27 protein-coding genes and 1 tRNA gene are annotated in these 25,103 nt (G+C 61.1%); 15 read left to right on the top strand and 13 right to left on the bottom strand.

What is annotated here, in order from left to right:
* Positions 1-24: 24 nt before the first annotated feature.
* Together L1K66_RS05245 and L1K66_RS05250 are read left to right on the top strand one after the other, a co-directional pair.
* Positions 25-948 (top strand): ADP-ribosylglycohydrolase family protein, encoded by a 924-nt coding sequence (locus tag L1K66_RS05245; RefSeq protein ID WP_252259930.1) that lies wholly within the window; start codon positions 25-27, stop codon positions 946-948.
* A gap of 225 nt (positions 949-1,173) precedes the next feature.
* Positions 1,174-1,878, top strand: coding sequence for an endonuclease/exonuclease/phosphatase family protein (locus L1K66_RS05250; protein ID WP_252259931.1), 705 nt, complete (start codon positions 1,174-1,176; stop codon positions 1,876-1,878).
* Positions 1,879-2,045: 167 nt separating this feature from the next.
* Here L1K66_RS05250 and L1K66_RS05255 read toward each other — a convergent pair whose 3' ends face one another.
* From L1K66_RS05255 to L1K66_RS05265, 3 genes are all read right to left on the bottom strand, one after another.
* The gene (locus L1K66_RS05255) at positions 2,046-2,255 is read right to left on the bottom strand and encodes a hypothetical protein (protein ID WP_252259932.1); all 210 of its coding nucleotides are present in this window, start codon (positions 2,253-2,255) and stop codon (positions 2,046-2,048) included.
* 28 nt (positions 2,256-2,283) lie between these two features.
* A complete protein-coding gene (locus tag L1K66_RS05260) occupies positions 2,284-3,441 on the bottom strand; it encodes a tyrosine-type recombinase/integrase (RefSeq protein ID WP_252259933.1) in 1,158 nt (385 codons plus the stop codon).
* A 147-nt stretch (positions 3,442-3,588) separates the two neighbouring features.
* Positions 3,589-3,679, bottom strand: a tRNA-Ser gene (locus L1K66_RS05265).
* 242 nt (positions 3,680-3,921) lie between these two features.
* On the opposite strand from L1K66_RS05265, the gene L1K66_RS05270 reads away from it, so the two are divergent.
* The 3 genes from L1K66_RS05270 to L1K66_RS05280 all read left to right on the top strand — a co-directional run bounded on the left by L1K66_RS05270 (position 3,922) and on the right by L1K66_RS05280 (position 6,693).
* The gene (locus L1K66_RS05270) at positions 3,922-4,854 is read left to right on the top strand and encodes a DUF1134 domain-containing protein (protein ID WP_407931977.1); all 933 of its coding nucleotides are present in this window, start codon (positions 3,922-3,924) and stop codon (positions 4,852-4,854) included.
* 102 nt (positions 4,855-4,956) lie between these two features.
* Entirely contained in the window at positions 4,957-6,132 is a 1,176-nt protein-coding gene (locus tag L1K66_RS05275; protein WP_252259934.1) for an amino acid aminotransferase, read from the top strand.
* Positions 6,133-6,693 carry a GNAT family N-acetyltransferase gene (locus tag L1K66_RS05280; protein ID WP_252259935.1) on the top strand — a complete coding sequence of 187 codons (561 nt, stop codon included), beginning with the start codon at positions 6,133-6,135 and terminating at the stop codon, positions 6,691-6,693.
* Between the two features lie 75 nt (positions 6,694-6,768).
* On the opposite strand, the gene L1K66_RS05285 is transcribed toward L1K66_RS05280, so the two are convergent.
* The gene (locus L1K66_RS05285; protein WP_252259936.1) at positions 6,769-7,287 is read right to left on the bottom strand and encodes a hypothetical protein; all 519 of its coding nucleotides are present in this window, start codon (positions 7,285-7,287) and stop codon (positions 6,769-6,771) included.
* 201 nt (positions 7,288-7,488) lie between these two features.
* Between L1K66_RS05285 and L1K66_RS05290 the strand changes: the two genes are divergently transcribed.
* From L1K66_RS05290 to L1K66_RS05300, 3 genes are all read left to right on the top strand, one after another.
* The gene (locus tag L1K66_RS05290; protein WP_252259937.1) at positions 7,489-9,819 is read left to right on the top strand and encodes a beta strand repeat-containing protein; all 2,331 of its coding nucleotides are present in this window, start codon (positions 7,489-7,491) and stop codon (positions 9,817-9,819) included.
* A 229-nt stretch (positions 9,820-10,048) separates the two neighbouring features.
* On the top strand, positions 10,049-12,868 hold the full coding sequence (locus L1K66_RS05295) for a beta strand repeat-containing protein (protein ID WP_252259938.1): 2,820 nt from the start codon (positions 10,049-10,051) through the stop codon (positions 12,866-12,868).
* Positions 12,869-13,174: 306 nt separating this feature from the next.
* Positions 13,175-14,080, top strand: a complete 906-nt coding sequence (locus L1K66_RS05300) for an OmpA family protein (protein ID WP_252259939.1) — start codon at positions 13,175-13,177, stop codon at positions 14,078-14,080.
* A gap of 63 nt (positions 14,081-14,143) precedes the next feature.
* Here the strand turns inward: L1K66_RS05300 and L1K66_RS05305 are convergent, their stop codons facing one another.
* The 7 genes from L1K66_RS05305 to L1K66_RS05335 form a co-directional block, all read right to left on the bottom strand.
* Positions 14,144-14,767, bottom strand: coding sequence for a riboflavin synthase (locus L1K66_RS05305; protein WP_252259940.1), 624 nt, complete (start codon positions 14,765-14,767; stop codon positions 14,144-14,146).
* An 11-nt stretch (positions 14,768-14,778) separates the two neighbouring features.
* Positions 14,779-15,726, bottom strand: a complete 948-nt coding sequence (ribD, locus tag L1K66_RS05310) for a bifunctional diaminohydroxyphosphoribosylaminopyrimidine deaminase/5-amino-6-(5-phosphoribosylamino)uracil reductase RibD (protein ID WP_252259941.1) — start codon at positions 15,724-15,726, stop codon at positions 14,779-14,781.
* A 29-nt stretch (positions 15,727-15,755) separates the two neighbouring features.
* On the bottom strand, positions 15,756-16,235 hold the full coding sequence (locus L1K66_RS05315) for a hypothetical protein (RefSeq protein ID WP_252259942.1): 480 nt from the start codon (positions 16,233-16,235) through the stop codon (positions 15,756-15,758).
* A 48-nt stretch (positions 16,236-16,283) separates the two neighbouring features.
* Positions 16,284-16,856 carry a DUF4402 domain-containing protein gene (locus L1K66_RS05320; RefSeq protein WP_252259943.1) on the bottom strand — a complete coding sequence of 191 codons (573 nt, stop codon included), beginning with the start codon at positions 16,854-16,856 and terminating at the stop codon, positions 16,284-16,286.
* A gap of 68 nt (positions 16,857-16,924) precedes the next feature.
* Positions 16,925-17,647: a M48 family metallopeptidase gene (locus L1K66_RS05325; protein WP_252259944.1), complete on the bottom strand. Its 723-nt coding sequence runs from the start codon at positions 17,645-17,647 to the stop codon at positions 16,925-16,927.
* Positions 17,644-18,132: a YcgN family cysteine cluster protein gene (locus L1K66_RS05330; RefSeq protein ID WP_252259945.1), complete on the bottom strand. Its 489-nt coding sequence runs from the start codon at positions 18,130-18,132 to the stop codon at positions 17,644-17,646. Before L1K66_RS05330 ends, L1K66_RS05325 begins: the two co-directional genes overlap by 4 nt.
* Positions 18,120-18,755 carry an SCO family protein gene (locus tag L1K66_RS05335; RefSeq protein WP_252259946.1) on the bottom strand — a complete coding sequence of 212 codons (636 nt, stop codon included), beginning with the start codon at positions 18,753-18,755 and terminating at the stop codon, positions 18,120-18,122. Before L1K66_RS05335 ends, L1K66_RS05330 begins: the two co-directional genes overlap by 13 nt.
* Positions 18,756-18,821: 66 nt before the next feature.
* Between L1K66_RS05335 and L1K66_RS05340 the strand changes: the two genes are divergently transcribed.
* The 4 genes from L1K66_RS05340 to L1K66_RS05355 all read left to right on the top strand — a co-directional run bounded on the left by L1K66_RS05340 (position 18,822) and on the right by L1K66_RS05355 (position 21,260).
* On the top strand, positions 18,822-19,496 hold the full coding sequence (locus L1K66_RS05340; protein WP_252259947.1) for an ankyrin repeat domain-containing protein: 675 nt from the start codon (positions 18,822-18,824) through the stop codon (positions 19,494-19,496).
* Position 19,497: 1 nt separating this feature from the next.
* Entirely contained in the window at positions 19,498-20,184 is a 687-nt protein-coding gene (locus tag L1K66_RS05345; protein WP_252259948.1) for a COQ9 family protein, read from the top strand.
* 105 nt (positions 20,185-20,289) lie between these two features.
* Positions 20,290-20,811 (top strand): single-stranded DNA-binding protein, encoded by a 522-nt coding sequence (gene ssb / locus L1K66_RS05350; protein WP_252259949.1) that lies wholly within the window; start codon positions 20,290-20,292, stop codon positions 20,809-20,811.
* A 59-nt stretch (positions 20,812-20,870) separates the two neighbouring features.
* Positions 20,871-21,260 (top strand): hypothetical protein, encoded by a 390-nt coding sequence (locus tag L1K66_RS05355; protein ID WP_252259950.1) that lies wholly within the window; start codon positions 20,871-20,873, stop codon positions 21,258-21,260.
* A gap of 71 nt (positions 21,261-21,331) precedes the next feature.
* Here the strand turns inward: L1K66_RS05355 and L1K66_RS05360 are convergent, their stop codons facing one another.
* Together L1K66_RS05360 and L1K66_RS05365 are read right to left on the bottom strand one after the other, a co-directional pair.
* The gene (locus L1K66_RS05360; RefSeq protein WP_252259951.1) at positions 21,332-21,871 is read right to left on the bottom strand and encodes a YceD family protein; all 540 of its coding nucleotides are present in this window, start codon (positions 21,869-21,871) and stop codon (positions 21,332-21,334) included.
* Positions 21,868-22,395, bottom strand: a complete 528-nt coding sequence (locus tag L1K66_RS05365) for a ubiquinol-cytochrome C chaperone family protein (RefSeq protein WP_252259952.1) — start codon at positions 22,393-22,395, stop codon at positions 21,868-21,870. Before L1K66_RS05365 ends, L1K66_RS05360 begins: the two co-directional genes overlap by 4 nt.
* A gap of 261 nt (positions 22,396-22,656) precedes the next feature.
* Here L1K66_RS05365 and L1K66_RS05370 point away from each other — a divergent pair, with 261 nt between their 5' ends.
* The 3 genes from L1K66_RS05370 to hslU are packed head-to-tail and all read left to right on the top strand — an operon-like array spanning position 22,657 to position 25,084.
* Entirely contained in the window at positions 22,657-23,151 is a 495-nt protein-coding gene (locus L1K66_RS05370) for an outer membrane protein assembly factor BamE (protein WP_051699501.1), read from the top strand.
* A gap of 53 nt (positions 23,152-23,204) precedes the next feature.
* Positions 23,205-23,765, top strand: coding sequence for an ATP-dependent protease subunit HslV (gene hslV, locus L1K66_RS05375; protein WP_034951969.1), 561 nt, complete (start codon positions 23,205-23,207; stop codon positions 23,763-23,765).
* 17 nt (positions 23,766-23,782) lie between these two features.
* Positions 23,783-25,084, top strand: coding sequence for an ATP-dependent protease ATPase subunit HslU (gene hslU / locus L1K66_RS05380; protein ID WP_034951972.1), 1,302 nt, complete (start codon positions 23,783-23,785; stop codon positions 25,082-25,084).
* Positions 25,085-25,103 lie beyond the last annotated feature (19 nt).

The following is a 25,103-nucleotide window of genomic DNA, read 5'->3' on the forward strand; positions in this document are numbered from 1 at the left end:
GGAATATTTGGCGAAGGATGGAAGATGGTGGACTTGAAGTCACGGGCCAGAGGTGCGCTGATCGGCTTGGCAGTGGGTGATGCAGTCGGCACAACCCTCGAATTCAGGCCTCGCGACACTTACGAACCACTCACTGACATGGCTGGAGGTGGCCCATTTGATCTTCCAGCTGGCACCTGGACAGATGACACCGCAATGGCTCTGGCACTTGCGGAAAGCCTAGTTGAGCAGAAAGCCCTCGATCCGGACGATTTGATGCGCCGATTTGTCAGTTGGTGGCGCGAAGGGACGTACAGTCCGACAGGTGCGTGCTTCGACATCGGTATTGCTACTCGCTTGGCTCTCTCCCGCTTCGAAGAAACCGGAGATGCTCTTGCGGGATCCAGCGATCCCAGATCGGCAGGCAACGGTTCGCTGATGCGGCTTGCGCCTATCGCTATTCGCGGCGCAGCCATAGACAGGGAGACGATGCGGGCGGAGGCAAGGCTACAGAGCCAGACCACACACGCTGCAGAAGCATGCGTGGACGCCTGCGAAGGCTGGGCGGTCATGCTTCGAGAAGTCCTTCGAGGCGCAAGCTTCGAAGAGGGGCTGGCTGCGGCTGCCCAACTTGATTTCAAAGATCCCATAGGGCCGGTCTTTGCTGGTGTTTGGCGGACCAAAGGTCGTTCTCAGATCGAGAGCAGTGGCTACGTGGCGCATTCCTTGGAGGCTGCGCTTTGGTGCAATGCACAATCAGAGGATTTTCGGGAGATTATTTTGCTGGCCGCAAACCTTGGCAATGACGCCGACACGACAGCAGCAATCGCCGGGCAACTGGCAGGTGCGCGACTAGGCTTAGAAAAGATCCCAGATGCGTGGCTTGCGAAGCTTGCATGGCGTGAACGATTGCAGGTTGCCGCCGACAAATTGATCTTAGGCGAGATGCCCTTGGGCATTGTCGCGTGAGCAATATACCCCTTTGACAAGCCGCCGCCATTTGGAGGCGAACCAGCTCCAAAGCAGAGCTCATTCAGGCGCTTAGTTGCCTTCCTGTTATGACTATTCCTTTGCGGTAGCACACCGACGGGTCCTCGTGCTGAACGCCGATCTCTTCCAGCAGCATAAGGTGACAAGCCTTCAGGTGAAGCCTACCAAGCGGAAATGAGTACTGTAAGCAGCAAGCCTCGAAGTGTGCGCGTCGGCACATGGAATGTCGCCTGGAAGCATCCTTCACGGTCGGCTGGTCGGACGATGCGCGAGCGGTTGCTTGCGGAGGATCCAGAGGTTCTTTGCATCACCGAGGCGGATGCCCAGTTCATGGGCTCGACTGGCCATACGATCTGCGCTGAAGCCGACTACGGCTATCAGCTGACGGGCAACCGCAGAAAGGTGCTGTTATGGAGCAGGCAGCCGTGGTTGACCCATGATACTCTCGGTGATCCAGCCCTGCCACCGGGCCGCTTCGTGGCAGGGCGAACTCTTACCAGCGCAGGGCCACTTCTAGTTGTCGGCGTGTGTATCCCGTGGGCCGCCGCGCATGTCAGCACGGGACGGAAGGATAAAAAGCGCTGGGAGGACCATTTGGCCTATCTTGATGGCTTGCATACGTATCTCTCGAAGCTCGCTGAGCCGTTTGTGCTAATGGGCGACTTCAATCAGGCTGTTCCCCGCCGCACGGCTCCAGAGCATGTGTTTGATGCCCTCGAGCGGGCGGTCCTGGCCCAGGTCGAGTTATTTACCTCGGGCGATGTAGAGCCCTGCGGGTATTCGATCGATCACATCGCCGGGCCAAAGGGGTCCTCATGCAGCTGGCGGAAGGGTCTGCATGCGCTCGGGGCCGAGAAGGAGGTTTTGAGTGACCACTTTGGCATCATTGCCAGACTGAGATACAGCTAGTCGGAGCAGTTGCCTCGACCTAGCCATTACTGCAACGATTACCGGAAGCATTGTTGGGTATCTATGCGCCATTGCCGCAAGCGATCTTGTGTAAGGCGGATGAATGCCCCAAGTTTTTCGCGTCGTCCATGATCGCAGCGACTGGAAAAACGCCAGAATTTGCTCTCTCAACCTGATTTCAGAAATGCCAGATAGTCCGCCACACTTGCAGCGATTTCTGCTTTGCTCATCTCTTCAGGGCAACCAGGAGTAAAGCTGCCTAAACAGGCCCCAGCCTCGTCATAGAAATGTGTCACTCCGCCGTAGTCGTCATAACGAGAAAAGACCTTGTAGGTTTTCCCGTTGACCTCGACGTAGGTCGTGGAATGGTTTGGCATATTGACCTCCCTTCTGTCCAATAGACGCCTAGTCTACATGTCTTATATCGTTGAGGAATGAGCTCCACTCCTCCATCAAATCACGACGCTTATCGAATAGGTCTGAGCGAGCATATGCTGCTCTAGTCTTGTCGCTGCTCACGTGTGCTAGTGCTAGTTCCGAAATCTCATCCGAATAGCTGGTTCTCTCCCGTGCCCAGTCCTTGAATGTCGAGCGCCAACCGTGAACTGTGAACCCGGGTGCACATTGCTTGAAGACCTTAGAGATGGCTGTGTCGCTGAGTGGCTTCCCACGCATGTTCGGGAAAACCAGCTCGGACGAGTCCGAAAGCGTTCGGACCTTTGCCAAGAAGTCGACCGTATGTGTCGAAAGGGGAACTCGGTGTTCAACTCCAGCCTTCATGCGAGATGCAGGAATCTTCCACACTCGGGCATCAAGATCAAATTCGGCCCATCGGGCTTCTCTCGCCTCAGAGGATCGACAACCCGTAAGCATGACCAGCTGCAGCGCCAGTGCTGCCATGCCGTCATGCGTGAGCAGCTTGGAGTAGACGGTTGGAGCAGCCTTAAACGGAACCGCAGGATGATGCCGAACCGTTCGCTTCTGAGGTGGAAGGTGTGCCCTGATCGCCTTTACGGGCAGGTCGGCCTCCCTATGGCCTAAGGGCACGGAATAGCCAATTACAAATGCCACACGCTGCAACACCCTTCTGGCGGTCTCTTGTTTGGTTACCCATATAGGGCGTAGTAAAGCCATCACGTCCGATGCAGTTACCTTGTCGATCGCCAAATCACCAATGAATGGGAATGCGTACGCTTCCAGGGTGTTGATCCACTGATCTCGATGCTTTGAATTCTTGAATGTAGCTGCCCGCTCGACGTGGACCTGCCTTGCTAGGGTGGCAAAGGTAGGTGTCGCTGCTGGCTTCAAAGCAAAGGTAGGATCGCTCCCATTCGCCGCAGCAATCCTTGCAAGGCGGGCCTTTTCTCGAGCTTCTGCTAGAGAGAACAGCTTAGCGCTTCCGAGACCGATGTCACGCCGTCGACCGCATTGGTCGGTGATCCGCGCCACGTAGGAACGACCGCCGCCCCTTGATATCTGAAGATATACATTTCCGCCCAGCGAGTGCTTGCCGGGATGTTTGATGTTTGCCGCCTCGCGGTCAGTCTTTAATTTTATGGGCATGCTACCCCACTTCCTTCCCCACATTGTGGACTGGAAGCCGCCGGACCACTTCGGACCGTGCGACTAGCTTTCAGATCATTGATGCGAGGAAACCGGCGGGGTCACTACACGGTAGCTGACCAAATCGGACCAAACCGGACAAGAAAGTGGCGGAGACGGAGGGATTCGAACCCTCGGTACCCGGTTCGGGTACGGTTCCTTAGCAGGGAACTGGTTTCAGCCACTCACCCACGTCTCCGCGACGCTTCGCGTTTTGGCTGCGAGCCGCGCGCTATAGTCGGCGTTATCGGGTGCGGCAAGGGTGGAATCGGCCAGAATTGCGTGCACCCCTTCCACCTGCCTCGAATGCCCCGTCCATCTGCGCTTAATCCGCAGGCGGATACCGACTCGTTTCACCGCGTTTTCGATTCGCTTCGCCGCCGTGCCGTTGCCCGGAAACGCAGGAAGGATTCTTTTCCGAAATGAGAAGGTCCGACTCGAATGCTGGACGCAAAGGGACAAGAGGTGCGAACCATGCGCGATTTCGACATGCAAACAGATGCTTGGTCGACCAAGGCGGAAACGAAGCGGCTTTCCGACAGGCTGTCTCGTTGGGTGGGTACGGTGGTGGTCGCGGCCATGCTCGCGCTTTCGCCTGCATCGGCTCAGGAAGTCGAATCCTTCGATCCCGATGCCGCGTTCGAGGCCTATCAGACAAACGGCCAGCGCGCAGTGGACAGCAATGCCGACACCGGCGCGATCGATGCCGATCTGGTTGATCCGGCGCTGCGCAATGCGCAGACGGGTTCTCTTCCGGATCTGCCGAGCGTCGACAACTCCGGCTTTGACTGTGAGTTTGCCGATTACGCACAGGCACAGAGCGGCGAACCCGTCCCGCAGTGGACCGAACCGGCCCCGACCGGACAGGTCGCCACTGCACAGGAAACTTCGGCCACCTATGGCGAAGACGATCTGATCGGCGCGGCTGAAGGCGTTTTCGGCAAGGGCGCCGAAGGATTGGCCGGGCTCATCGAAGACCTGCTGCGCAAGCAAGGTGAGCCGAATGGCTATATCATCGGCCGCGAAGGTGGCGGCGCATTCGTGTTTGGCGTGCGCTATGGTTCGGGCACGCTGCATCACAAGGTCGAAGGGGAACGAAAGGTCTATTGGACCGGCCCGTCGCTCGGCTTCGATGCCGGGGCGAATGCGGGCAACACCTTCGTGCTGGTTTACAACCTTTATGACACCGAAGACATCTTCAAGCGGTTCCCTGCCGGAGAAGGGCAGGCCTATTTCGTGGGCGGCCTGCATGCCAGTTACATGCGGCGCGGCGATGTGGTGCTGATCCCGATCCGCGTCGGCGCGGGCGTGCGGCTGGGTGTGAATGCCGGATACATGCGTTTTTCGAAGAAGCAGCGCTGGTTGCCCTTCTGAGGTTGCACACAGTAGCCCCATGACTTGCCGATAGAGCAAGCCGGGGCATAGCGGATAGAATTGCGGTTGCGATACGCGGCCATGCGTTGCATTCGGTGCGCCATGCTCGACCGACTCGAACCGCAATCGCCTGACGCGCTGCTTGCGCTGATCAAACTCCACGCTGCCGATGACCGGCCCGACAAGGTCGATCTGGGCGTCGGCGTCTATCGCACAGGACAGAGCGACACGCCCGTTTTCGGCGCGATCAAGGCGGCAGAGCGACTGCTGGTGGATACGCAGGAGAGCAAGAGCTACCTCGGCCCGGAAGGCGACATCGGCTTCGTCAACGCGTTGATGCCCTATATCTTCGGCAGCGACGCGACCATGGGCGGGCGCATTGCCGGGATGCAGACGCCGGGCGGCACCGGCGCGGTGCGGCTGGCTGTCGCACTGGCGCAGAAGGCCGGACTGAAGAAACTGCATATGGGTACGCCCAGCTGGCCCAACCACGCGCAGATCTTTGCCGATCTCGATCTTGAATGGGCTCCCTTCGATCATGCCGCGCCTGATGGCACCGCCAATCTCGACGCGGTGCTGGCTGCAATCCGCGGAGCCGGACCTGATGAAGGGATCCTGCTGCACGCCTGCTGTCACAACCCGACGGGTATCGATTACACCCCTGAGCAATGGGAGGCGATTGGTGACGCGATTGCCGAAACCGGCATCTTCCCGATCATCGATTCCGCCTATCAGGGGCTGGGCAATGGCATGGAAGAGGACGCGGCGGGGCTGCGCAGCGTTCTGGCAAAGGTGCCTGAGGCGTTCATCGCTTACAGCTGCGACAAGAACTTCGGCATGTACCGCGATCGTGTGGGCGCGTTTTACATCCTCGCCGATGGCGGCGACACGCTCGACAAGGCGTTCTCCAACGCCAACGCGCTTGCCCGTGCCAGCTGGTCGATGCCGCCCGATCATGGCGCGGCGGCGGTGCGCTTGATCCTGCGCGATCCGGCGATGACGGCGCAATGGCTGGACGAGCTTGACCAGATGCGCGCCCGGATGAACCAGGTTCGTGCCCGTCTGGCCGAAGCCGGCACCGCCGGCAGCGTCGATCTGACCCCGCTGGGCCATCAGAACGGCCTGTTTTCGATGTTGCCCGTGACCAAGGAGCAGGTGGTGGAGCTGCGCGAGAAGCATGGCATCTACATGGCCGGTTCGGGGCGCATCAACGTGGCCGGGCTGACTATGGACAATATCGACAAGTTCATCGCCGCCATCGCTGACGTGACCGGCTGAATGCTCGATCGCCAGCCGACGCTGGAAGGGCCGGCACTGCTGCTTCGCCCCTTGCGCGAAGAGGACTGGGATGCGCTGTTCGCCGTCGCATCCGATCCGTTGATCTGGGAAGTCCACCCAGCGCATGATCGCTGGCAGGAGCCGGTGTTCCGCGCGTTTTTCGACGATGCGTTGGCCCAAGGCGGCGCGCTGGCAGTGATCGACAAGGGGGCCAATGATTCAGGCCGGGCGATCATCGGTTCCTCGCGCTATCAATGGCTTGAGGAAGCGGACGGGGGCTCGGTCGAGATCGGCTGGACCTTCCTTGCGCGCGAATACTGGGGCGGGGCGGCCAATCGCGAGTTGAAGCGGCTGATGGTTTCCCATGCGCTCGCCAGCATTTCCGAATGCCGCTTTGTCGTGGGTGAAAGCAATTGGCGCTCACGCCGGGCGATGGAGAAGATCGGTGGCCGCCTGACGGATCGCAGCGAGAGCCGCGGAATGGCCGGACAGGATGCGCGGCATGTCGTCTACGTGATCGGTCAGGCTGAATTTGCAAACGGCCCTTTGGGTTCGGATTGAGACGGGCGAGGCTGTTGGCCTTTGCCAGTGAATGGAACACCGAAAGGGGTGTTTTAAAAATATTTCCCACCGCCCTCATGATCGCCGTGCCTCGGCCTTTTCAGCCTGCGCGTCGATCCGCCTGAGCAGCCGGAAAAGTGCGGAATTGTCGGGTTTTCGCACGATCGAGATCAGCTTCCCGCGATACAATACAGGGCGCCAGAATCCGGTCTCGATGCGCCATTCGAGCTGTTCGAGTGTGACTTTTCGCCAATCCGCGATTTCACGGTGACGCGGGCGGTGTTCGCCCGGTCGCGTGGGGCCAGCCAGCACCCTGTCCCACGCGCTTGCAAAGCTTTCCGCGCCCGCACGCGATTTCAGCCGATAGGCGCTTTCCCGGCTTTTCCCGACAGACCTCGCTGCCGCGCTGACCGATCCTGTGGCGTAGAGCTGCGCGAGGAAAGCGCATTGCACCCGCGCCGACCAGCCATCCTTCCTCGCGCGCAGTTTGACCGGCACGAAAAATGGCGGGCGCGAACGGCGTGACAGGAGCGTGCGCTTGGCTGGGGAAGGAGCAGGGGCTTGGCAGGGCTTCATGGCCTTACCAAGCCACATTGGCGGGTGTGTAGGAAAGCCGGAATTGCCCCGGCTCCGATCATTCCGGGGGGAAACTTGTCGCCTGTGAAATAAGTATATTCCCTTATGTCCGGCTAAAAGGTAAGCCGCGTCATCTGAGGAGAAATTCGGGCCGTTTGTCGGACCGATGAAGCAGCTGCCTTGCGGGCAATTTCCGGAGTGCAGCCATGGGGAACATAGATGAAGAACACGATTGTTGCCGGTGCATCGATTCTTGCGCTGGCCGTCGCCGCGCCTGCCGTTGCGCAGAACCAGAGCACGGTTACCCAGAACGGCAGCGACAGCAGCGTTTCGGTGACGCAGACCGGATCGGGGAACGATTCGACGGTCACGCAGGAAGGGGGTTCTTCGCTCAACGGCACGACCGTTACGCAGGACGGCACCGACGGCACCTCCGATGTAACACAGGGCGGCACCAACAACTCGACGATTGTCGCTCAGGAAGGCTTTGATCTCGACGGCAGCCTTGCGACCAATTCCAGCACCGTCATCCAGGCCGGCGACCAGAACGAGATCGACGCGACCCAGATCGGCGACAACAACTCCTCCTTCATCGCCCAAAGCGGCACACAGGCCGATGCATTCCTCGTAACGGGCGGCTCCGACAACTCATCGGGCATCACGCAGTCCGGCGTCTCGAATGTTGCCGACGTATTCCAGGATGGAGACGGCAACTCGTCCACCGCGGTGCAATCAGGCACCAATGGCTCGATCGATGTCGATCAGGCCAGCGATGACAGCACCTCGATCGTATCCCAGACGGGCGCCGATCAGGACGCTATCGTAACGCAGACCGGCACCAACAACCGTTCCGAAGTCACGCAGAACGCTTCGAGCAACACGGCCGACGTTCTTCAGGGCGATGCCGACAACACATCGTTTGTGACGCAGAACGGTACCACCGGCACTGCAGATATCGACCAGACGGGCGGTGGCAACTTCTCCAACGCGATCCAGACCAGCAGCGACGGCTCTGCTACGGTGCTGCAATCGGGTGATGACAACAACTCGATCGCCGCGCAGTTCGGGCCGAACTCGACCGCCAACATCGAACAATCGGGCGACGGCAACCGTTCGGAAGCGACCCAGTTCGGTTCGGACAATGAAGCGCAGGTGCTGCAAAGCAGCGATGACAACACCTCGTTCATCACGCAGTCGGGCACCAATGCCTTTGCAGATGTCGATCAGGTCGGCACGGACAGCGAATCGACCGTAAATCAGTCGGGGAATCTCAACAGCGCGATCGTGCTGCAGGAAGGGATCGACCTCGACACCAGCGGTCTGACCAACACCAGCGTGGTGTCGCAATCGGGCAATGAACAGGAAGCCGATGTCGAACAGGTCGGCGACAACAACGGGTCGACAGTGGTGCAGAACGGATCGCTCAACGATGCATTCGTCCTGACGGCGGGTGTCGGCAACACTTCGGCCATCACGCAATCGGGTTCGACCAATGTGACCAGTGTCGAACAGGACGGCGACAGCAATAGCTCGGTAGCAACCCAGTCCGGCTCCAATGGCGACATCAACGTGTTCCAGATCCTGTCCGGCAACCAGTCGTTCGCCACTCAAAGCGGCAACACCCAGACTGCCGATGTCGACCAGACCGGGTCGAACAACACCAGCACGGTGACGCAATCGACCAACAATTACACTGCCAACATCCTGCAGTCGGGCGATGGCAACACCTCGACCGCGATCCAGCTGGATGCCGGTTCATTCGGAAATACTGGCAGCACGGTGAACACAACGCAGGCGGGCGATAACAACACCGCTTTCGTAAACCAGCGCAGCATCAACTCGACCAGCAACATCACGCAGGCGCTGGGCGGGAACAACAACACGGCGACCGTGCTTCAGGGCTCTGTCTCACGCCGCCAGTTGAGCAACATCACGCAGGAAGGCTCTTTCAACAGCGCGAACGTGCAACAGGGTATCAATGCCAGCGGGCCGACCGATGACGACAATGTCAGCACCGTGACCCAGACCGGCGACGGAAACACCGGCACGGTGCGGCAGCTGCTGCGCCTCGGTTCGAGCACGCTCACGCAAAGCGGCGACGACAACATCGCCTTCACCGAACAAGGTGTTTCGGGTGTCGGCAGCGGCTTTGGCCCATTCACCGTGACGGTGATCCAATCGGGCGACGGCAACAGCTCGACAGCTTTCCAGCGTTCGATCAACAGCACCGTGTTTGTCGAGCAGATCGGTGACGGCAATGCTTCGACGATCACGCAGCAAGCGTACAATAGTGGTGGCGACGCCAACACCACGAACAGTGCCAGCGTGACGCAAAGCGGCGATCTGGGCGTGTCGGGCATCAGCCAGACGGGCAATTCCAACACCGCTTCGCTCGATCAGATTCTGGGCGGATCGGGGAACATCTCCGACATCATCCAGAACGGCAACAGCAACACCGCCGGTGTGTCTCAGGGCGGCATCGGCGATGTCTCCAACGTCAGCCAGGTCGGCACCGGCAACTCGATCACGGTGACGCAGAACGTCCCCTGATCGACTGTCGAATGGAAGCAGTATCCGGGGCGCGGGAGGCAACTTCCGCGCCCCATTGCTTGTGCGACTGTCCCGGGCTGAGACTCTCGCCCATACCCTGCATAAGTATATTTCCTTATGCCCGGCTAACCTGTTAGTCTCGCAAAACGAATCGGGGGCGGTGCACCTCCGGTCAGGGTCGGTAGCGAACTATCGAGAGGCCGCGCATGGCGGGGCCGAGGGGGAAATCTTGAAGAACACAATCCTTGCAGGCGCGTCTATACTGGCGCTTTCGATCGCGTCTCCGGCGCTGGCACAAAACCAGAGCACGGTGATCCAGAACGGCACTGACAGCAGCGTCACCGTCAACCAGGGTGGCTCCGGCAATGATTCGACGGTCGAGCAGACGCTCGGTTCGGACTTCAACAGCGCGGTGGTGACGCAAGACGGCACCGACGGCCTCTCGACCATTACGCAAAGCGGCAATGGTACCGATGCGCTCAACCCCAATACGGTCGAAGTCAGCCAGTCCGGCGATGGCGCGGAAAGCGTCGTGACGCAGGATGGCAATGCGAACCTGCGCGTCAGCGTCAGCCAGAACGGCGACAACTTCTCGCAAGTGGTACAGAACGGCGGCGGTTCTTTGTTTGCCGAAGTGATCCAGGATGGCGATCAGAACTCCAGCATCGTCACTCAGCAGGGCGGCGGTCTGCTGACCGGCAACCCGACCGATCTCGTCGATGGCGGTGTGATCCAGATCGGCGATCGCAACATTTCGACCGTCGTGCAGGGGCCGGGCGTCAACGCGTCGAAGCGCACCGCGAACGTCAGCCAGATCGGCGATGACAACGTCTCCGCAGTGACGCAGTCCGGATCGGTCGACGCGTCGACCACCACCGTGCTGCAGACCGCCGATGGCAACAACTCCACGGTCAATCAGTCGGGTGACGATTCGGATATTTCGGTAACGCAGAGCGGGCCTGACGGCTTCAACGTGTCCAGCGTCACCCAAACCGCCGGGGCGAGCACGATCAGTGTGACACAGGAAGGGTTCGACCTGTCGGCTCCGGGCACCACCAATACCAGCACGGTGACCCAGTCGGGCAGCGACAACGAAATCACCACCAGCCAGGTGGGCGATGGCAACAGCTCATTCGTCGACCAGAGCGGATCGCTCAATGATGCGGTTCTGGTTTCGGCGGGTGAAGGCAACTCTTCCGGTATCACGCAATCGGGTTCGGAAAACCTGACCGATGTCTCGCAGGATGGCGACGGCAATTCGTCGACGGCGGTGCAGGCCGGTACTCTGAGTTCGATCGATGTCGATCAGACGGGTGACGGCGGGGTCGTCTCGATCGTCTCGCAGACCGGCACCGATCAGAACGCGGTCGTGGCGCAATCGGGCACCAACAACCGTTCCGAAGTCACGCAGAACAACGCGACCAACTCGGCCGACGTTCTTCAGGGTGATGCCGACAATGTCTCGTTCGTGACGCAGAATGGCACGGTGGGGACCGCCGATGTCGATCAGACCGGCGGCGGCAACTTCTCGAACGTGATCCAGACCAGCAGCGACGGCTCGGCCACGGTTCTGCAATCTGGTGACGACAACAACTCGATCACGGCGCAATTCGGGCCGACTTCGGTGGCCAGCATCGAACAGTCGGGCAGCGGCAACCGTTCCGAAGCCACCCAGATCGGTTCGGACAATGAAGCGCAAGTGCTGCAAAGCAGCGATGACAACACCTCGTTCATCACGCAATCGGGCACCAATGCCTTTGCCGATGTCGATCAGGTCGGCGTCGAGAGTCAATCGACGGTCAATCAGGCAGGTGACCTCAACAGCGCGACCGTCGTTCAGGAGGGGATATTCCCTGATGCGAACGGGGTTACCAACATCAGCACGGTTTCGCAGACCGGCACGTCGGGCGATGCGGATCTGCAGCAGGTGGGCGACGGTAACGTTTCCACCATCGTGCAGAGCGGCGCGACCATGGACGCGGACCTGTTGCAGGCCGGGTTTGATAACACCTCGGCCATCACCCAGTCGAACGCCAACAATGCAGCGGATGTGGAACAGCAGGGCGATGGCAACACTTCGGTTGTCGTTCAGAGCGGGACTGCCGGTATCGCCAATGTCTCGCAGCAAAGCGATGATAGTACCTCGATTGTCACGCAGACTGGCGATCGCAGCTTTGCCAATGTCACCCAGACCGGGACCAATCAGAGCTCGACCGTATTCCAGAGCTCAACCGATCCGGTGTTCAACGCACCGCATGCGGCTCGGGTGGTTCAGGGCGGTGCGGATAACGTCTCGGCCATCAATCAGACCGGTCAGGTTGCGGGCCCGTTGGGTGGCGGCTTCGGCTTAGGCTTCCTTGGCAACGGTGCCATTTCATCACCTGCGGCGGACGTGTTTCAGATCGGGACCGCAAACGTGGCGGACATCGATCAGACCGGCTTCTCCAACCTAGCGCAAGTGATACAGAGCGGCGATGACAATGATGCGACCGTTCTGGGCGATGGCGTTAATACACTCGCCTTCGGCACGCAGACGGGTAATGCGAACGTCATCGATGTCGTTCAGTCCGGCGATGTGATCAATGGGGCTGGAGATCTTTCGCTAGTCAACTGGTCTCAGACCGGTGATCGTAACCAACTCACGGTGCTCCAGAATGGCTTTGCAAACGGAAACTCCGCGCTCAATATCTCCAACAATCAGATTGGCGATGACAATGTTTCGACGGTGACCCAGTCGGGCACCAACGACCTCGCTTTCATCGACCAGATCGGAGACGCCAACACCTCCACCGTTCTTCAGAACGCCGGCGGTGTCTCGAACGAGGTGGACGTCAACCAGAACGGTTCGGACGGCATTTCGGAAATGACCCAGTCGGGCACCGACAACTTTGCCGAGCTGTTCCAGGGCGGATCGCTCAACGAGAGCTATGTCATTCAGGACGGTCTCAACAACAGCGCATCGGTCAGCCAGGGCGGTGCGGGCGATGTCTCGACCGTGAACCAGGTCGGCACCGGCAACTCGATCACGGTGACGCAGAACGTTCCCTGATCGCCTGGTCGGCTGAAAACGACAAAATGGGGGCGCGGGAGGCAGTTCTCGCGCCCCTTTTTGCATCAGCGCGACTCGCTTCACCGTGTCCGGGCAACCGGCCATCCCTGCGCGCCATTCCCCCTATTGCCTGTTGACCCCGGTCGCAGCAGGTCTTTCGGGGTCCGGTGACGCGTGCGCTGCAAAGTCTGAATTTGGGCCTGTGTGCGCGTTAATCGGGGATCAAAGGGGGTTCGCTAAGGCTCTGCCAAATTCCCGGCGAAAGCGACCGGGGAGCAGGGTCAAAAGGTCGCAAGGAGCATAATAATGACAACCCAATCAAACGCATGGGCGGCAGCGCTGGGCGTGGCCGGCCTTGTCGCCGCCATTCCGGCCGCACCGCTGCTGGCACAGCAGATTTCGCCTGAACAGGCCGACGTTCTCACCACCGTTTACGCCCCGCAGCCTCCGGCGCTCGACACGCTGGCGCAGGGGCCGGACATCGAAGGCTTCATTTCCGACCGGGTCGGCAACCGTGTGCAGGTGACGATGGCCGACGGATCGAGCGTGATGGTCACGCTGACCGACGAAACCAGCATTCGCGCAAAGGGCGGTTTCCTTGGGCTTGGCCGCGAAACGCTTGGCATTGCCTCGCTCTTGAATGGTTTGCCGGTTGAAGTGGAAACGCGCGAATGGGATCGCGGACTGATCGCGGCGCGGGTGCGCTTTTCCGCCAGCGATCTGGAAACCGCAGAAATGATCCGCAGCGGCACCGCGGGCCGGTTTGCCCGCAACGAAGCCGCGATCGAGGAAAACTCCGCCGCGACGGAGGCCCTGCGCGGCCGGTTTGGCGATATCGACAAGTACAACGTCAAGGCGACGACCAACGTCTATTTCGACACCGGCAAATACAATCTGTCGCCGCGCGCCCGCAACGAATTGTGCGCTGCGGCTGCTCAGGCGGAGGAGATGGACAACGCCCTTTTGCTGGTGGTCGGCTACACCGATTCCACCGGTAGCCAGGAAGTGAACCAGCGCCTGAGCGAACAGCGCGCGGCAAGCGTGGTCAACTATCTGCAACAGCAATGCGGCTGGGCGCCTTACCGTATGCTGACCCCGACGGGCATGGCATCGGCCGATCCGGCTGCGGACAACATGACCGAATACGGCAAGGCGCAAAACCGCCGGGTCGCGGTGAACGTGCTTGTGTCGAAAAGCGTCGACGGATTCTGATCCGTAACGACAGGCGTCAAGAAAGGGGGCGGGCCGTCAGGCTCGCCCTTTTCGCTTGCGCGCTCAGTTCGAGGCCGCGAGCCCCTGCATCCGCTTGAGATAGCGCGCGAGCACGTCGATCTCGAGATTGACCTCGTCGCCTTCCGCGAGATCGCCGAGCGTCGTCACCTGCGCAGTGTGCGGAATGATGTTGAGCATGAAGTCGCAGGTCTTGTCAGGCCGGTCGCGCACATCGTTGACGGTCAGCGAGACGCCATCGACGGTGATCGAGCCTTTTTCGGCGATGAACGGCGCCATGTCCGCACGGGTGCGGATCGCGATGCGCCAGCTGTCCCCGACCTGGGATGACTTCACCACCGCACCGACGGAATCGACATGGCCGGTGACGATGTGGCCGCCCAGTTCATCCCCGACGCGCAGGCTCGGCTCGATATTGATGCGCGCGCCTTCGGCCCACATGCCCTTGCGCGTGCGGCTGACAGTTTCACCGGATACATCGACATCGAACCACGCATCGCCCGCCGAACCGCCGCGCTCCACCACTGTCAGGCAGACGCCTGAACAGGCGATCGAGGCGCCAATGTCGATCCGTGCCGGATCAAGCGGGGCGGCAATGCGCAGGCGCAAATCCCCGCGCTGCTCTGCCTTGGTGATGGTGCCTATGGCGGTGACGATGCCGGTGAACATGGCTGCTCCTGTTAACGGGTTCGCAGATAGGCGCTGAAACTGTCGCTGCCAAGCTGGCGGGTCTCCGCCATTTCCCAGCGGCCGTGGGACTGTGAAAGATCGTCAAGTCCCATGCCGCCAACCGCGCGCAGCCCGTCCCCGATCAGGATCGGTGCGCGGTAGATGTGCAGTTCGTCGACAAGGTCCGCCATCAGGAAGCTGGCGGCAGCGCCCGCTCCCCCTTCGACGTAGAGATACTGGACGCCATCGAGCGCCGCGATCTGATCGGGACGATTGATGACGCGGAAACCGTCGGGCGCGACACCGCGTGACAGCAGCACCTTGTCGGGACTCCGCGCTTCGAGGCCGGGCAGGCGAACATCGAGCCGGGGACGATCCGCCCGCCATGTTGCCCCGCCGACAAGGATCGCGTCATGCCGTGCGCGCTGGGCATGAACATGGGCGCGGGCAGTCTTTCCGGTGATCCACTGGCTCGTTCCGTCCGCCATCGCGATGCAGCCATCAAGGCTCATCGCCAGCTTCAGCGTGACGCGGGGGCGGCCCATTGCGGCGCGGGTGAGATAGCCGGAAAGGCTGCGGCGCGATGCCTCATCATTGAGGATCTCGACAGCGATCCCGGCCCGTTCGATCCGCCTTGCGCCTTGCCCGGCGGTACGCGGATCGGGATCGCTCTGGCCGATCACCACGCGGGAAGGGCGCGCCGCAATGACAAGATCGGTGCACGCCGGGCCGCGGGTGGATTCATGCGCGCATGGCTCCAAAGTGACATAGAGCGTTGCACCGCGTGCCGCTCCAGGGGCAAGCCCGGCCAGTGCGACCGCTTCCGCGTGGGGCCGTCCGCCTGCATTCGTCCAGCCGCGAGCAAGGACGCGGGCGTCTTCCACCAGCAATGCGCCGACGCCCGGATTGGGTCGACTGATCGGGCGTGCACGCGCGGCAAGGCGCGCGGCAGAGGCCATCCATTCGGCATCGGTGGGAACTGAAGCGGCTATGACCCGGTGCTTTCCTGCGGGGGCGTCTCGCTCCCGACATTTTCGCCTGTACGCCCGAACATCGCGTCGCGTCGCGCCTGCTCCGCCGCTTCTTCGGCAGCTCGGCGTTCGTCCGCTCGCCGTTCGATCTCGTCCACGTCCATGCCTGCGGCGGCGCCCAAGGCCTTGTAGAGTTCGCGCTTGCGTTGGGCGAGGTCGGCCTCCGCTGCCTCGCGCAACTCCTTCACTTCCTGATTTTCGATGTTCGAGGCGACGATTTCCTCATCGCTGCGATCAGGATCGAAAGTGGTGATGTAAGTGATCCGCGGGCGTTCGGGCGCCTTGTAGGATGTTTCCCCCGCCAACCAGTACAGGATCAACGCAAACGGCGCCATCGAGGCCAGCAGGATGGGCCAGCGATAGGGGTTTGGCTTCCGGAACTCTGCCCAGAAATCAAGTATGCCCGGCTTGGGATTGAAGCGCGATTTGGAAAGCATCGCTGCAATATAGGGGCGCCCGCCGCATGAGGCGAGTCGCTTGTTGGTTCAGGGGTATTCGACGCTGATCGGAATGCGACCGCGCAAATTCCCGCTCGCCTTGGTTTCGGCGTCGATGACCAGCGTGCCAGAGAAGCGGAACTGGATCTGGCCGTCGGCGTCGAGCGTGGGAAACCCTTCGAGGTCGGTGACGAAATCTCGGAGCGTCGCATTGCCACCGGACGGATCGCGCATGGCGATTTCTCCGGGGAGGGCGACGACAATCTGTTCGAATGGTGCGCCGGTGATCGTTGCCCGTCCCGTGACTGGCATTCCGCCGAGATCGTCAATGTCGCCGGTTGGATATTTCTGTCCGGTATCAAGATCGAGCACGACCTGCCCGGCGCCACTTCCCAGCAGCACGAGCCGCCCGAAATCGACATCGCTTTCGATCGTGATGGTCAACCGCTGGCAGTTTCGGTTCTTGTTGCCGTTGCCGTTCTGATTGCCATTGCCGCGGCAACCGGGCGGGAGGTCGCAATTGGGGCAATTGCCTTGCGCGCGCAGCGGCGCTTCCGCTCCGGCAAGGCCGGTCAGAACAAGGCCAAAGGCGGCCAACGCAAAGGCGAGCGCCCTAAACATGGGGTGGAAATTAACCGAACAGGGTTAACGAAAGGCTACGTGTTAAGCCGAGGTGCCTAGGCTGGAGGTTACCCGAAGCTGGCGTAGAGCGACCGGCCATTATCCTTCAGCCAGCGGTCGGCCTTGCGGATGTTGTCGTCGTAAATCTCTTCCAGCAATGCGTGGAAGGCCGGGCTGTGATCAAAATGGACGAGATGGGCCACTTCATGCGCGACCACTGAACGCCGCACGAAATCCGGAGCCTGCACCAGCCGCCAGTTGAGCCGGATGCGCGACTTGTCCGAACAGCTGCCCCAGCGCCGCTGCGCCCGCGACAGCGCGACCGGCACCGGATCAAGCGCGGCGGCGGCGGTGTAATCGTGCATGTCGGCTTCAAACAGCGCCAGCGCCTCTTTCTCCAGCCAGCGTTGCAGCCGCGTCGCAATCCCGTTCGCGGGGCCGCCAAGGCGCACGGCATCGGCGGCGATCTGCGGACGGCGCGGGGCCTTCTGCTCCCATGCAATCTGCAGCTTGTTCCCGCGATAGAGGATGTCGCCACCCGGACGGGGCGCTTCGCGCCGGGGAACCTTGCCATGCTGCGCTTCGAGCCATTCGCGGCGGGCATGGGCAAAGGCGATGGCTTCCTGCGCGCGCGCCCATGCCGGCAGAGTGATGCGCACCTCACTGCCATCGGGCGCCATGCGCAAGGTCAGCCGCCGCGCGCTGTGGTGGCGGCGCAAGGCAATCGGCAGCGTCACGCCGTTGAGGTCGATCTGCGGCTCCATCGCCGAACGCTTGAGCCAGTCGATCATTCGGCCGCATCCTCGATGCGGAAGCCTGCCTTCGCCGCGCGGCGCGGTGGGCTCCATTCGACGATGTGGTGTTCAAGCGGCCCGGCGTCGGTTTCGCTGATCACCCGCCCGGCCACTGAAACGCCTGCGCGCACCACGTCTTCGCGATCTCCGGTGATGAGGTAATGCCAGTGATGCAGCGGCCGCCCTTCGGCCCGAAGCCGATAGGCGCAGGTGGTGGGTAGCCACGGCACATCGTCGATGATCGCGAGCGTCAGGCGCAGGCAATCGGGCACGAAGGCCTTGCGGTTGCGGTAGTCGCTGCATTGCGCGGTGCTGCAATCGAGCAGTTTGCAGGCGACATTGGTGTCAGCGATCTCGCCGGTGTCGGCATCCTCGATCTTGTGCAGGCAGCAGCGCCCGCAGCCATCGCACAATGCCTCCCATTCGGGCCGCGTCAGCTCCGCCAGCGGGAGCTCCCAGAATGTGGGCCTCAGCGTACCCATCGTTCCAACTCGGCCGCGACGCCTTCGGCCTGCTTGTCGGTCGGGATAATGCCGAGCGGCGAGCCGTCTGGCGCGAACAGGTATGTGAGCGTGGTGTGCTGCATGTTGTACCAGCCGGTTTCGTCAGGCGGCAGCTTGGTGGCAGAGCCGCCGAAAGCAGCGACAACCGCCGCAATCTCCTCTTCCGATCCGGTCAGCCCGATCAGGCGGGGGTGAAACGCGTTCACGAACTGGTCGAGCGCTTCGATGGTGTCGCGCGCGGGATCGATCGAGACGAAAATCGGCTGCACTTTTCCGGCAAGGTCGGGATGGGCTTCCTCAAACCGGGATAGGCCCATGGTGAACCGCTGCACATCGGTGGGGCAGATGTCCGGGCAGGATGTGAAGCCGAAATAGATCAGGCGATACTGGCCGTCGAAATCCGACCATTTCACTTTCTCACCCTTGTTCGAAGTCAGCTCGAACTCGCCGCCGATGGTCGATCCGCGAAGGTCAACCCCGTCAGCCGACGGGCCGTAGGCTTCCTCACCGGCAGGCAATTCGCCGCATGCCGACAGCGCAACGGCAGCGCCAAGCCCCGCACAAAAGGCGACGGCGCGGGAAAACTTGGAAAGAATGTTCATGGTCTGCTAATTGCCTCGCAGCGAGAAAGCCCCATCTGGGGCACTCAGGAAAAATTCTGGCAGGAAATGCGAAAGGTTCAAACCGTGCAGATGGCTGTTTTGCGCAAGTTAGGGTCCAAATCGGCAAAGGCCAAGAGCATCGCCGGTGCAATGCTCGCAAGCCTGCTTGCCGTAAGCGCGCTCTCGCCTGCCGCAGCGCAACTTTATTCGCAAGGGTATGAATTCCTTGAAGCGGTGAAGGAACGCGATGGAGATACCGTCACCGAAATGCTGAACGAGCCGGGCTCGCAGGTGATCAACACCCGCGATATCACCACCGGCGACACCGGATTGCATGTCGTGACCGCCCGCCGGGATACGACTTGGGTAAAGTTCCTGCTGCAACGCGGGGCCAATCCCAACATCCGCAACAATCAGGGCATCACTCCGCTGCAACTGGCGACGCGCCTCGGTTTTGTCGAAGGGGCGGAGGAACTGATCAAGAAGGGTGCGGATGTCAGCGTTGCTGACAGCCAGGGCGAAACCCCGCTGATTTCTGCGGTGCACCAACGCAATGTCGAACTGATCCGCCGCCTGCTGGCGCAGGGTGCCGACCCTGATCGCAACGACAATTCGGGCCGTTCGGCGCGCGTCTACATGGAGCTGATGAACGGCAACACGCTGATGAAGCGCGAATTCGAAGCTGCCGATGCCGAACGCAAGGATCGGGGAACCCCGCAGCAGTATGGACCGTCTTTCTGACATGAACACCGAAACACCCGATTTCGCCGACATGACGCTGGACGAACTGCGCGTGGCGCTGGCTCCGGATATCGCCGCTTCCGCCATTTTCGATGGCTGGAACGAAACCGCGCTGGTCGCCGCTGCCGAAATGGCGGGCGCTGATGTCGATATCGCCAGGCTTGCCTTCCCCAAGAAGCCGGGAACGGGTCAGGCGATGGATATGATCGAGGCGTGGATCACTTCGGTCGATCAGGCGATGGAGGCCGAATGGCCGCAGGATCGCCTTGCCGAAATGAAGATCCGCGAACGCATTCGCGCGCTTGTTGCCTTCCGGCTGGAAGCGGTCGAGCATATTGACGAGGCCGTGCGTCGTGCGATGGCGATCATGGCGATGCCGCAGAATGCGCCGCGCGCGCTGCAGCTGGGCTGGCGTTCTGCCGACATCATGTGGCGGCTCGCAGGGGACACCGCGACCGATTACAACCACTATACCAAGCGCGCGATCCTTGCCGGGATTTACTCGGCGACGCTGGCTTACTTCGTCAACGACGACAGCGAGGGCAAGGCGAAGACCTATGAATTCCTTGATCGGCGGATCGACGGGGTGATGCGGTTCGAAACCTTCAAGCACAAGCTTACCAGCCGCGATGTCGAACTGCCCAGCCTGACGCGGTTTCTGGGCCGATTGCGCTATCCGAGTAGGTAGTTACCACCATTTCGGGGGTGGAAAACGGTCGGGGCGGGTCGCGTCCTAGCCGTTGCTGTCCTATGAACCTTCCAAGAATCGCATACTGACGGGAAGGATATTTCGATGGCGGGTTCGCTCAACAAGGTCATGCTGATCGGCAATCTCGGGGCGGATCCCGAAGTGCGCACGTTCCAGAACGGCGGCAAGGTCTGCAACCTGCGCGTCGCCACGACCGAGACGTGGAAAGATCGCAACTCGGGTGAGCGGCAGGAACGCACCGAATGGCACACCGTCGCGATCTTCAACGAAGGTCTGGCAGGCGTCGCCGAACGCTATCTGAAGAAAGGCAGCAAGGTCTATATCGAAGGCCAGTTGCAAACCCGCAAATGGCAGGACCAGAACGGCAATGACCGGTATTCGACCGAAGTCGTTTTGCGCGGCCCCAACTCCGTGATGACCATGCTCGACAGCGCCGGAGGCGGCGGTGGCGGCATGGGTGGCGGCGGCGGCCGTTCGGGTGGTGGCTATAGCGGTGGCGGCGCTGGCGGCGCTGGCGGCGGTTCAGGCGGTGGCTGGAATCAGGGCGGCGGAAGCGGCAGCTCGGGCGGCGGCTACGACGATCTTGACGACGATATCCCGTTTTGATCCGGGTGAGCGTTCGCGGCGCCATGGCTGACGCGCTTGTGTGCTGATATGCTTCGACAATGTTGAATGACTTGCTGAAGTCGCTCCCGTATCTCGTCCATACCAATCGGGAACTCGGCCTAATGCTGGCCGGCAAGAAGCCATTGGCGGTCTTCGTCGATGGCCGGGATCGCTTTCCCGAAGCCGTCAGCCGTTACCTGAGGCTTTTCGACCGCCACGTTGCAGCTGGCACGATCACTCGGTTTGATCACTTTTCAACGGCTTCTTGGGGTGAATGCCATCATATTTTCTTCGCGTTGCCCGGCGAGGAATGGCGTTTTCAGGCCATGCTGGATCTTGTTCTCTCTGATGAGCCGTGGACGAGCGCCCAAGAGCGGCGTCAAGGCGAGCTGTTGGGATACGATGACTGGATGAATGACTATTGGCTGACGTCAGTTTATCAGAGGTAGACGGTCAGACGCCACTCACTATTGGTCGCTGGAAACACGCCTGAGGGGAAATTGGCCCCCGACCTTGAGCCTCAATCCGTCTTCAGACCTTTGAGCATCGCAGCCAACGGCCCTTCCTGCTCGCCTTCCTGCACGATCCCGGCGGCCTTGCGCGCGGCGTCCGCGTTCGGCCCTTCTGCATAGGGGTCTATGGAGAGGCCCAGCGATTGCGCCACCGCCTCGCCCAGATCGAACATGTCGCCCGAATATTCGATCTCGTCGCAATCATCGGCTTCGAGCTCGATTTCGATTTCCTCGTCATCCGAAGCGGTAACGCCCGTCTCCTCGACGAAACGCAGGTCGATCGGCTCTTCGATATTGGCCGGGAAATCCTCGCCCGAAATCGCGCAGGCCTGCCGGATCGCGGCTTTGAGCGTCCCGGTCGCCCGGATCGCCTTTCCGCGCTGTTCAAGGTCGATCTCCGCTCGCAGCGAATCAATGCCGGGTAGGCCGAACCTGCGGGCCAGCGCCGCGCGCTCGCCCGCATCGGCTTCGACCACCACGGTATCCCCGGGCAGCCCTTTGACCTTGATCGGGCGCGTTAGTTCGGAAGTGGGCTGGGCCGTGGTCACCAGATGCCGCTCGCTTTCAGGATTCGCTGATCGTCGAACGTCGCCAGCCGCTGCGAAAGCGCCATCAGCTTGTCGGCGACGCATCCGGCGGAAATCGCTTCGTCGGCACCATCGGAAAAGGTGACGTTGCGCGTGACTGCGGCCACCAGTCTTTCCCTGTCGCCTTCAACCAGCGCGCTGCGATAGGCACCCAGCCTTCCCCCGAGCACGCTCATCAGCTTGCCAATGCGTTTGCCAACCACCACGTCATTGACGCCGAATTCGCGCAGTTGGCCGTCCATATCCTCGACGAACAGTTCCGCCAGCAGGGCGCTTTCGGCGCGCATTTCCGAGCCTTCGACCCGCACCATCATCACGCACAGTACCGCGGTGATCAGGTCGAAACGCCCGCCCACCGTGTCGGAAACATTGCAATCGCTATAGAACGACGGCTCACGCGCGAGCTCCACCACCCGGTGCCACAAGGGGCGCACCGCCTCGCGCGGGTCGGGGCCTGTGCCGAGCAATTTGGAAAGGAAGGACATCAGTGGTTCTCTTTTCAAGCAATTGTGGAGCGAATGGCTGGGCGGTGGCAAGCCCTTATCCAATGCCAGTGAAACCGCCGGACAAGCGGATGTATCCCGGTCGGGCCTTGGATATTCAGCGGCAATTAACCGGCCTGACCCCAGCTGGATCGCTCAGCGACGTTGCAAGGCATGACGCTTCGCCTTAAGGCCTTGCGCAGATCGGATATAGGCCGCGCCGCTGGTGCGGCAAGATATTGCAAGACGGGAATTGACTGGCACATGCGTTTGAACCTTTCGGCAAACAACAGCCTCCTGCAAAACCGGATCGTCAGGGCGGCACTGCTGGGTACTGCGGTGCTGGCATTGGGCGCGTGTTCGTCGATCCGCGAATCGCGCGGATTCATCAACGATCCGATCCTGACCCGTTCGGTCCAGCCCGGGATCGACAATCTGCAATCGGTTGAAGGGACACTTGGCCGCCCGACCTTCTCAAGCCAGTATGGCGAGCCGGTGTGGTATTACATTTCCAGTGAAACCGGCCGACGCCCCTTCGTGCGTCCGCGCATCCAGCGCCATTCGGTGCTTGCGGTGCGGTTTGACGGGCAGGGCAATGTCGCCTCGGTCGATCGCACCGGCATTGACGAGGTCGTCTACCTGCGGCCCGATGCAGACAAGACCCCGGTTCTGGGACGTGAGCGCGGCTTCCTCGAAGACCTGTTCGGAAACATCGGCCAAGTCGGCGGTGTCGGCCCTGCGGGCGCCGGCGGCCCTTAAGTCGTAAGCCCGTTTGTCTTGACCCGCGCGGCGCAAGGCCCATATCGCGGGGCATGACAGACACGCATTCCAGCCATGGCCTGGTCCAGTGGCACGGTACCACCATCATCGGTGTGAAGCGCGGTGACAAAACCGTGATCGCCGGTGATGGGCAGGTTTCCATGGGCAACACGGTGATGAAGCCGAACGCCCGAAAAGTCCGCCGTATCGGTGAGGGCGAGAAAGTCGTCGCCGGATTTGCCGGAGCGACTGCTGATGCATTCACCCTGTTCGAACGGCTGGAGCGCAAGCTGGAGCAGTATTCGGGCCAGCTGATGCGCGCCGCCGTCGAACTGGCCAAGGACTGGCGCACCGACAAGTATCTGCGCAATCTCGAAGCGTTGATGATCGTTGCCGACAAGGACACGCTGCTGGTGCTGACCGGGAATGGCGACGTGCTGGAGCCTGAAGGTGGCATCGCGGCAATCGGTTCGGGCGGGAATTACGCGCTTGCCGCGGCACGGGCGCTTTCCGATTACGAGGACGATGCCGAAGCGATCGCGCGCAAGGCGATGGCGGTGGCCGCCGATATCTGCGTCTTCACCAATGGCAATCTGACGGTCGAAACCGTCTGACCGGTCTCAGGGAAACCATGACAGACAACCTTACTCCCAAGGCAATCGTTGCCGCGCTTGACGAACACATCATTGGCCAGAAGGACGCCAAGCGCGCCGTGGCCGTGGCCTTGCGTAACCGCTGGCGGCGGCAGAAACTTGGGCCAGAGCTCAAGAACGAGGTAACGCCCAAGAACATTCTGATGATCGGGCCGACAGGCTGCGGCAAGACCGAGATCAGCCGCCGCCTCGCGAAGCTGGCCGAAGCGCCTTTCGTCAAGGTCGAGGCGACCAAGTTCACCGAAGTCGGATATGTCGGGCGCGATGTCGAACAGATCGCGCGTGATCTTGTCGAAGAAGCGATCCGGCTCGAAAAGGAGCGCCGCCGCGAAAACGTGCGCGAGGCCGCTTCAGAAGCGGCAATGGACCGGCTGCTCAACGCGCTGGTCGGCGAAAGCGCATCCGAAGCCACGCGTCAGAGTTTCCGCGAACGCATCGTCCAGAACGCGATGAACGATGTCGAAGTCGAAATCGACGTTGCCGAGGCCCCGAACATGCCGTTCGACATGGGCAATATGGGCGGCAACATGCAGATGATCGACCTCAGCGACATGATGGGCAAGGCTTTCGGCCGCAAGCCCACCAAGAAGCGCAAGCTGCGCGTGCCCGAGGCGTGGGACAAGCTGGTCGACGAAGAGGCCGACAAGCGTCTGGACGACGAGGATGTCGCGCGCGTTGCCTTGCAAAACGCCGAAACCAACGGGATCGTGTTTCTTGACGAGATCGACAAGATCGCCGTCAGCGACGTACGCGGCGGATCGGTCAGCCGTGAAGGAGTTCAGCGTGACCTGCTGCCCCTGATCGAAGGCACCACGGTTTCGACCAAATACGGTCCGATGAAGACCGACCACGTGCTGTTCATCGCCAGCGGTGCGTTTCATGTGGCCAAGCCGTCCGACATGCTTCCCGAATTGCAGGGCCGCCTGCCCATCCGTGTCGAACTGCGTGCGCTGACGCAGGCCGATTTCGTCCGCATCCTGTCCGAAACCAGAGCCAATCTGGTGGAACAATACCGTGCGTTGCTCGGCACGGAGAAGGTCGAACTCGACATCACGCAGGACGCCATCGAGGAGGTGGCCAGCATCGCCGCGCGGGTCAACGAAAGCGTCGAAAACATCGGTGCCCGTCGCTTGCAAACCGTCATGGAAAAGCTGCTTGAGGAAATCAGCTTCGAAGCGGAAGACCACGAAGGCGAGACCGTCACAATCGATGCCGCCTATGTGCGTGAGCGCCTAGGCGATCTGGCAGGCAATACGGATCTTTCGAAGTACATTTTGTGATCTTGCGATTTTTTGTCGC

It is taken from the genome of Erythrobacter aurantius (assembly GCF_023823125.1).
In the GTDB taxonomy this organism is placed as follows: Bacteria; Pseudomonadota; Alphaproteobacteria; order Sphingomonadales; family Sphingomonadaceae; genus Erythrobacter; species Erythrobacter aurantius.